This is a genomic window from Pseudoalteromonas sp. TAB23 (assembly GCF_000498075.1).
Classification (GTDB): domain Bacteria; phylum Pseudomonadota; class Gammaproteobacteria; order Enterobacterales; family Alteromonadaceae; genus Pseudoalteromonas; species Pseudoalteromonas arctica.
Window position 1 is genome coordinate 1 of the sequence record NZ_AUTP01000048.1, and the last position, 8,701, is coordinate 8,701.

Annotated in this window: 7 protein-coding genes and 1 pseudogene; all 8 read left to right on the forward strand. The window is 40.2% G+C overall.

All coding sequences use genetic code 11. The annotated features are described in order from the left end of the window. Positions 1-326 (forward strand): annotated as a pseudogene (locus L654_RS0101200) (cation acetate symporter); the annotation flags it as partial. 125 nt (positions 327-451) lie between these two features. After that, positions 452-2,290 carry a DUF294 nucleotidyltransferase-like domain-containing protein gene (locus tag L654_RS0101205; RefSeq protein ID WP_024607004.1) on the forward strand — a complete coding sequence of 613 codons (1,839 nt, stop codon included), beginning with the start codon at positions 452-454 and terminating at the stop codon, positions 2,288-2,290. A 15-nt stretch (positions 2,291-2,305) separates the two neighbouring features. Beyond that, a complete protein-coding gene (locus tag L654_RS0101210) occupies positions 2,306-2,929 on the forward strand; it encodes a 3'-5' exonuclease (RefSeq protein ID WP_024607005.1) in 624 nt (207 codons plus the stop codon). Between the two features lie 148 nt (positions 2,930-3,077). Then, a complete protein-coding gene (locus L654_RS0101215) occupies positions 3,078-3,806 on the forward strand; it encodes an SIMPL domain-containing protein (protein WP_024607006.1) in 729 nt (242 codons plus the stop codon). 344 nt (positions 3,807-4,150) lie between these two features. After that, on the forward strand, positions 4,151-4,813 hold the full coding sequence (locus L654_RS0101220) for a peroxiredoxin-like family protein (RefSeq protein ID WP_024607007.1): 663 nt from the start codon (positions 4,151-4,153) through the stop codon (positions 4,811-4,813). Between the two features lie 178 nt (positions 4,814-4,991). Next, entirely contained in the window at positions 4,992-6,008 is a 1,017-nt protein-coding gene (gene epd, locus L654_RS0101225; protein WP_007587176.1) for an erythrose-4-phosphate dehydrogenase, read from the forward strand. Positions 6,009-6,072: 64 nt separating this feature from the next. After that, entirely contained in the window at positions 6,073-7,248 is a 1,176-nt protein-coding gene (locus L654_RS0101230; protein ID WP_007587175.1) for a phosphoglycerate kinase, read from the forward strand. 201 nt (positions 7,249-7,449) lie between these two features. Next, positions 7,450-8,514 (forward strand): class II fructose-bisphosphate aldolase, encoded by a 1,065-nt coding sequence (gene fba, locus L654_RS0101235; protein WP_007377491.1) that lies wholly within the window; start codon positions 7,450-7,452, stop codon positions 8,512-8,514. The last annotated feature ends 187 nt before the right edge of the window (positions 8,515-8,701 follow it).

Genomic DNA, 8,701 nt, shown 5'->3' on the forward strand with positions numbered 1-8,701 from the left:
CGGCAGCGAGTTTCTTCCCAGCAATTATTATGGGTATATTCTCTAAAACAATGAACCGCGAAGGCGCCATTGCAGGCATGGTAACGGGTATTGGCTTTACCGCTGCGTATATCATCTTCTTCAAGTTTGTTAGCCCAGAGCTAAACAGCCCTGAAAACTGGTTCTTAGGTATTTCGCCTGAAGGTATAGGCTTAATTGGTATGATTATTAACTTTGCAGTAGCTGCAATTGTTCTTAAGTTTACTAAACCTACACCGGTTGAAATTCAAGAAATGGTTGAAAGCATTCGTAATCCTAAAGGGTCTGCAGAAGCGCATGACCACTAGGCTATAATTTATAGATATAGTTTAGAAAACATAAAGCACCAAAAGCCCGACTTTAGTCGGGCTTTTTATTTGTTTAATAAATAAGTACATTAGATTGGTACATCACCATTTAAAGAGCGAATACAATGAGTGTAGAACAACAAGAAATAGCCCAATACGTTTGTTTGCAAGCGCCTTTTACACTGCTTGATAGCAGCGCATGCGAATACTTTGTAAATCATCTTGATATTATTTACCTTACCCGCGAAAACCAAACTCAGTGGTTACAAAGTGAAAACCCTAAACTATTTTTAATTCGCTCTGGTTTGTACGACCTAGTTGATGGCAAGGGCGATGTTGTTACACGCTTAGCGCAAGGTGACTATTTTGGTTTTCCGTCGCTGTTAACCGGTGAGGCAATTCAAAATAGGTTGGAAGTACAAAAAGAGGGCATAGTGTATATGCTCTCTCAAACGCATTTTGATTTTTTACGCAGAGAATATAAATCATTTGAGCAATACTTTGTACGCGCTCATGCTAACCGGTTGTTGTCATCACATTATAAAAGTAAAAACGATAGCTGGTCTGAACGTAAAATATCAGAGCTGATGACCCGCACAGCAATTACACTTTCGCCCGATGCAAGTATTAGGCAAAGTGCTAAAAAAATGAAAGAGCATGGTGTGTCGTCAATAATGATAACGCAGCACGCGCACTTAGTAGGGGTGGTAACTGACCGCGACTTACGTAACCGAGTACTTGCCGACGAGGTCGATCCACAAGACGCAGTAAGCAGTATTATGACCGCCAAGCCTAAGTTTATATTTGAAAACAACCGGGTGTTTTCGGCGCTACACTTAATGCTTAAATACAATATTCATCATTTACCCGTGCTTGACGAAAACCATAACCCAATAGGGATGATAACCAGCACCGATTTACTGCGCCAACAAAAAAGCGACCCCGTACAGCTTATTGGGCGCATATATAAAGCGCATACTGTTACTGATTTAAAACGCTACGCAAAAGAAATCCCCGAACTTTTGCGTGGTTTTTCGTACAACATTGACGACATATCGCTAATTGGTAAATTACTCAGTGGTTTAACCGATGCGCTTACATCGCGCCTTATTCACTTATTTCAAGAAGAGCATGGCGCAGCGCCAACCAGCTTTAGTTTTATTTGCTTTGGCTCGCAAGCACGCGAAGAACAAACCCTGCATTCAGATCAAGACAACGGCTTATTACTCCCTAACGACTTAACCCCCGATCAACACGCTTACTTTAAAAGCATGGGAGAGTTTGTATGTGAAAACTTAGTTGAATGCGGCATTAGGCGTTGCCCAGGTAATATTATGGCAAGCAGCGATGAGTGCCGAATGAGCGTAAACGACTGGAGCGAGCGCTTTTTTAAATGGATAAAAAGCCCCACACCCAATGCAATGCTTAACTGTAAGATATTTTTTGACTTGCGATTTATTGAAGGTTCAAACGCTTTATACACGGCTTTTTGCGAGCAGTTAATTCGTATATCGCGTAACGATTTGTTTTACGCTGCTATGGCAACTGACATAAGTAACAACAACGTACCTATTGGTTTATTTAATAAATTTAAAACCGAAAAAACAGATAAAAACGACAAATACATAGATTTAAAAAAACGCGGTGTGGTGATCATAAACGACATAGTACGGTTATACGCTTTAAAAGCGGGTATTAAGCGCGCCAACACACAAGAGCGATTGGACGCACTACTAAAACACAAACTGATCAGCAAAGAAGATATATACAACCTAAAAGACTGCTGGCGATTTTTAACGCAGCTTCGCTTGAGTACACAAATAAACGAAGAGGGCTTACCGAGTAATTGTATTAATCCTAATAAATTAAACTCACTAGAGCGCCATCAATTAAAAGAAGCATTTTACCTTGTTAAACAAGCGCAGCAAGCCGCCGCGTTTAAGTTTGCTCGCGGCAGTTTATAATGATGGATTACTAACATGGTAAAAAAGCTGCTCACTCGGTATTTAAAGCGCCGTAAATTACTAGGCAAAAATGCCTTACAACAACGTTACTTAGTGATTGATTTAGAGCTCACTGGCCTTGATGCAAAACAGCACGAAATTGTATCACTAGCGTGGGTGATAATAGATAACCAATGTATAAAAATGAGCGAGTCGCAGCACCTTATAAATAAAGACGTAAAAAGCCTTGAGCAAAGTCCTGTTTTTCATGGAATTAGCGACGATGCTATAACAAAAGGACAGAGCTTGTGCAGTATATTAACGCAATTGAGCTGCCATTTTAGCGACTGTATTTTAGTGTTTCATAATGCCATGCTCGATTGGGGGTTTTTAAAAATAGCGCTTAAAAATGCCAATATAACTATACGCCCTAAACTCATAATCGACACACTCCATATTGAACAAAAGCGCTTACTCCATCATTCAACTGAAATAAAACAAGATGATTTAACCCTTAATGCTTGCCGCACACGTTATGGGTTACCAAGCTATCATTGCCATCATGCACTGACCGATGCACAAGCCACCGCCGAGTTACTGCTAGCCCAGTGCCATCAAATAAGCCGTGGCAAAGAGCTAAAAGTAGGCGAGTTGACGTAGGTTGGATAGAGGACAGGGAAACTCAACGATAAAATGCCTTATCGGTTAACACCGAAGTTAATGATAGACGGTTTACTTTTATTATTACCTGTATGATTATAGGTACGGTTGCGTAATCATTATCTAACTAATCACTTCAAGGACGATCATGAAATTCATCACTACTATCTTCTTAACCTTATTCCCACTCATCACTTTTGCTAATTCGAGCTTACCTTCTAATCGCCATATTGCAGTTCAAGGTACTGCAGAGGTGCTTGCCAATCCTGATATCGCTAAAATACTATTTCAAATTATAAGTATTAAAAACGAACCTTTAGCAGCTAAGAACGATCTTGATAATAAAGTTAATTTACTAATTGACGGACTAAATCAATTTGAAATAACTGCCGATGATGTAGTCGCCTCAAGTGTTAAAGTTGAAAAAACGGGTATGGATTACATTGAAACAGGGCATCAGGCTCCCGCTGAATACGCAGCTATAAGGACCTTTGAAGTAACACTAAAAAATATTGAAAGAGTGAATGATTTAAGTGATTTTTTATTGAGTTTAAAAGTAAATGCGATTCAAAATACTGAGTTTTTATCTTCAAAAGCTGAGCTGTTACAAGCACAAGCTACACAACAAGCACTTAATAACGCAAAAGAAAAAGCAAATGTGCTTGCTAACTCCTTTGGTACAAAAGTGGGTGAAGTACGCACTATTAGCTCAACTCAAAAAAGCGTTTACAGTGGCTTTGGTGCAGCGGTTAAAAAAATAGATAGAGTAAATCCAATGAGCGATTCATTTCCTAAAGCTCGCAAAAATTATTTACAACAAACGGTAAGCTTTAAATCATCAATAAACGTGGTGTTTGATTTAGAAGTAAATGATTAAGTTAGGGCGTGTTTTTCTTTCGATGTTGAATTTGCAGCGGTATGTTTGGTATTAAAGCAAGGCAGAGCCTATGGTGTGTAGTTATTCCACATAAGTAGGCGATAACACAGCATAAATACCAAACATGCGCTGCCCTTTGGGTTCGTCCTAGGGACAACTCACTCTTTGTTGCTCAGTTTTTACTTAGCCCACTAGGTTTCAAATCTCGCGCCGCGATTAAATAGCCCCTAGATAGAACAAATTTAACCCTGAAAGGTCAACACGCTCCAAAATTTTTATTTCAAATACATTTTCATAATGTAAGCTGGCTTTAAGTTTTTGATTAATTTGAAGGTAGCCATATAATGAGCGATGAAAATAACACGTTAAAAGCACAAACTGAGGCAAAAATAGCAGCAGGGCGTAAAGGTAATCCTGATTTTATGAAAGGTGTTGATGAAACGATTGCACAAGCAAAAGCGTTTCAACAAGGTGCTAATGCAATTGATTTAAACCAAAGCGCACCAAGTTTTGAGTTACCAAATCAACATGGTCAATCGGTGCAGTTAACCGAGTTACTTGCTAAAGGGCCTGTGGTTGTTACTTTTTATCGTGGAAGTTGGTGTCCGTACTGCAATTTACAGCTCAAAGCGCTTCAAGCACGTTTACCTGAAATTCACGCATTAGGCGCACAATTGGTGGCTATTAGCCCACAAGTACCCGATGGCTCACTTAGTGATGATGAAATAAGTAAAATGGATTTTTTAGTGCTGAGTGATCAAAATGCCGATGTAGCAGCAAGCTACGGCGTAGCATGGCAAGTACCCACATTTTTACTAGAGCATATGCGAGTAGACAGAGGTCTAGATTTAGAGTCGGTTAACAATGGCAATAGTAGTGTTTTACCGATCCCTGCCACCTTTGTTTTAGATAAACAAGGTAAAGTGACTTGGCGTTATGTTGATGTTGATTATCGTACTCGTTCTGAGCCAGAAGATATAATTAACGCATTGAAAAATTTAGTATAAAAAACTTAATTTAAAAAGTCAGAACCCTCGAAGAGCTTGCAATGCGTAAGCTCTTTAACCTTAATTTAAAGTTTCTAATGCTACCCTCTTATAATAATGCTCAAGGTCGATTACAATACAGCCATCTAAAAGGCGTATTGCCTTTATCTGCACGCTAAAAGAGTGGATTTTATATTTCATGGCAATCAAACTTGCAATTAATGGTTTTGGTCGTATTGGTCGAAATATTGTCCGCGCGTTATACGAGTCTGGTTTGAGCGACGATATAAAAATTGTTGCGATTAACGAACTTGCTGATCCTGAAGCTATTGCTCATTTATTAAAATACGACACATCCCACGGTCGTTTTTCTTTTCCTGTAAAACTTGGTGAAGACACCATTAGTGTTGCAGGCGATACCATTGCACTTTTTTGTGAAGAAAACCCAATTGAATTACCTTGGCAAACGCTCGATGTAGACGTTGTACTTGAATGTACAGGTGTTTATCACTCGCGTGAACATGCGCAGTTACATATTACTGCAGGCGCTAAAAAGGTGTTGTTTTCGCATCCGGCCGATAACGATGTTGATGCTACGATTGTGTATGGCATTAACGACGATGAGCTTAAAAACGAGCACACAATTGTGTCTAACGGCTCGTGTACAACTAACTGTGTTGTGCCGGTTATTAAAGTATTAGATGATGCATTTGGTATTGAGTCGGGCGCTATTACAACGATTCATGCGTCGATGAACGATCAACAAGTGATTGATGGTTATCATCATGATTTACGCCGTACTCGCGCTGCAAGCCAATCAATTATTCCAGTTGATACAAAGCTCGCCCGTGGTATAGACCGTATTTTACCTAAATTTAAAGGCCGTTTTGAAGCCATAGCTGTACGTGTACCGACTATAAATGTCACGGCAATGGATTTAAGTGTAACGGTTAATACTGATGTAGATTTAAACGCAGTAAATAACGCACTTAAAGCACAAGCAAAAGACCGCTTAGAAGGTATTTTAAGTTATACCGAAGAGCCGCTTGTGTCGGTTGATTTTAATCACGACCCACATTCTTGTATTATTGATGGCACACAAACACGTGTTAGTCACAAACGACTGATAAAGTTATTAGTATGGTGTGATAACGAATGGGGTTTTGCTAATCGTATGCTCGACACAGCGCGTGCTATGATGGCAGTGAATAAGTAATTTATTAATATAATAATTTTAAACGTATTTTTCAGGTTCAGTATCGTTAACTAAGGAGATGTTCATGTCGGTCATAAAAATGGCAGATTTAGATTTAAACGGCAAACGCGTATTAATTCGTGAAGATTTAAATGTACCAGTTAAAGCAGGTAAAGTGACGTCAGATGCGCGTATTCGTGCAGCACTACCTACTATTAAATTAGCGCTTGAGATGGGTGCTAAAGTAATGGTTATGTCACACCTTGGCCGTCCTACGGAAGGGGAATATGATGAAGCGTTTTCGCTAGCACCTGTAGCTGATTACTTAAACGATGCCCTTGAGCAAACTGTACGTTTAGAAAAAGATTACCTAAACGGTGTTGATATTGCTGATAACGAAGTTGTTGTTTTTGAAAATGTGCGCTTTAACAAAGGCGAGAAGAAAAACGACGAAGCGTTATCTAAGCAACTTGCAGCACTGTGTGATGTATATGTAATGGATGCATTTGGTACGGCTCACCGTGCACAAGCATCTACGCATGGCGTTGGCTTATTTGCTGATGTGGCATGTGCAGGTCCATTGTTATCAGCTGAACTAGAAGCGTTAGGCAAAGCACTTGATAACCCAGCTCGTCCATTAGTAGCGATTGTTGGTGGTTCTAAAGTTTCAACTAAGCTAACCGTTTTAGATTCACTTTCTAAAATTGTTGACCAATTAGTTACCGGTGGCGGTATTGCAAATACCTTTATTGCTGCATCAGGTAGCCCAGTTGGTAAATCGCTTTACGAACCTGATTTAATGGATGAAGCGAACCGTTTATGTGCTGCAGCGATTGCTAATAATGGTGAAATTCCGGTACCGACTGACGTAGTTGTTGGTAATGAGTTTTCTGAATCTGCTGTAGCTACGCTTAAAGATGTAAGCGAAGTAACAAGCGACGATATGATTTTTGATATTGGTCCTGATACAGCGAGCAAGCTTGCAAAAATTATTGCAAATGCGGGCACTGTTGTATGGAATGGCCCTGTTGGCGTGTTCGAGTTTGACCAGTTTGGTAATGGCACACGTGCTATTGCACAAGCAATTGCTAACTCAAATGCGTTTTCAATTGCTGGTGGTGGTGATACCTTAGCCGCAATTGATAAATACGGCATTGCCGATAAAGTTTCTTATATTTCTACTGGTGGTGGTGCGTTCTTAGAGTTTTTAGAAGGCAAAAAACTTCCAGCAGTTGAAATGCTAGAGTCGCGCGCTAAGTAATTTTAGTAGCGTAAGGTGAGGGGGTAATAGCCCCCACCGACAATTAATTATTAAATACCTCTCACCCTAATTTAATAGTTAATTTAGACGGAATATTACTGCAAAGCAGTGGTTTTTCGTGGCGTTGTTATAACGCCAAACTAACACATCCGTTCAAACTAGATGGTAGGGAACTACTGTCGATAAATTGGAGAATACCCAATGGCTTTAATCAGTATGCGACAACTTTTAGATCATGCAGCAGAGCATGGTTACGGCGTACCTGCTTTTAACGTTAACAATCAAGAGCAAATGCGCGCAATAATGGAAGCGGCTGACAAAACAAACAGCCCAGTAATCGTTCAGGGATCAGCTGGCGCACGTGCTTATGCTGGTGCTCCATTTATTCGTCATATGATTTTAGCAGCCGTTGAAGAATGGCCACATATTCCCGTTGTTATGCACCAAGATCACGGCACATCGCCAGGTGTATGTCAGCGTTCAATTCAGCTTGGTTTTTCATCAGTAATGATGGATGGCTCGTTAATGAGCGACGGCAAAACTCCTTCAAGCTACGAATACAATGTAGAAGTAACGCGCGAAACTGTTGCTATGGCGCATGCTTGTGGCGTATCGGTTGAAGGCGAGCTAGGTGTACTTGGTTCACTTGAAACAGGTGAAGCTGGCGAAGAAGATGGTGTTGGCGCAGAAGGTATACTAACCACTGAGCAAATGCTAACAGACCCTGAAGAAGCGGCTGACTTTGTAAATAAAACACATGTTGATGCACTTGCAATTGCCTGTGGTACTTCGCACGGAGCTTATAAATTTACTCGCCCACCAACAGATGACATTTTAGCGATTGACCGCATTAAAGCGATTCATGCACGTATTCCTAACACGCATTTAGTGATGCATGGTTCATCTTCAGTTCCACAAGAGTGGTTAGAAATTATTAATCAGTACGGTGGCGAAATTCCAGAAACTTACGGCGTACCTGTTGAGCAAATTGTTGAAGGTATTAAGTTTGGTGTTCGTAAAGTAAATATTGATACCGATTTACGTTTAGCATCTACTGGTGCAATTCGTCGTCATATGGCGTTAAATCCATCTAACTTCGATCCGCGTAAATACCTAGCCGAAGCGACTAAAGCAATGACAGAGATTTGTGTTGCACGCTATAACTCGTTTGGTACTTCTGGTCAGGCTAGTAAAATTAAGCCAATTTCACTTGATGAAATGCACCTTAAATACTTAAGCGGCGAGCTAGACCCTAAAATTAGATAACAGATCAATTTATAATTGATCGTTATTAGGGCCTGTTTATCTTTCGAGGTTAAATTTGCAGCAGTATGTTTGGTATTTAGGCAAGGCAGAGCCTATGAAGTGTGGTTATTCCCCATAAATAGGCGATAACGTGGAATAAATGCCAAACATGCGCTGCCCGAAGGGTTCTGCCTAGGGGCAATTTACT

Bases quoted from the DNA above. Each gene is read 5' to 3' on its own strand.
- L654_RS0101230 (WP_007587175.1), top strand. From the start codon at position 6,073: ATGTCGGTCATAAAAATGGCAGATTTAGATTTAAACGGCAAACGCGTA.
- L654_RS0101215 (WP_024607006.1), top strand. From the start codon at position 3,078: ATGAAATTCATCACTACTATCTTCTTAACCTTATTCCCACTCATCACT.
- L654_RS0101205 (WP_024607004.1), top strand. From the start codon at position 452: ATGAGTGTAGAACAACAAGAAATAGCCCAATACGTTTGTTTGCAAGCG.
- epd (WP_007587176.1), top strand. From the start codon at position 4,992: ATGGCAATCAAACTTGCAATTAATGGTTTTGGTCGTATTGGTCGAAAT.
- L654_RS0101210 (WP_024607005.1), top strand. From the start codon at position 2,306: ATGGTAAAAAAGCTGCTCACTCGGTATTTAAAGCGCCGTAAATTACTA.
- L654_RS0101220 (WP_024607007.1), top strand. From the start codon at position 4,151: ATGAGCGATGAAAATAACACGTTAAAAGCACAAACTGAGGCAAAAATA.
- fba (WP_007377491.1), top strand. From the start codon at position 7,450: ATGGCTTTAATCAGTATGCGACAACTTTTAGATCATGCAGCAGAGCAT.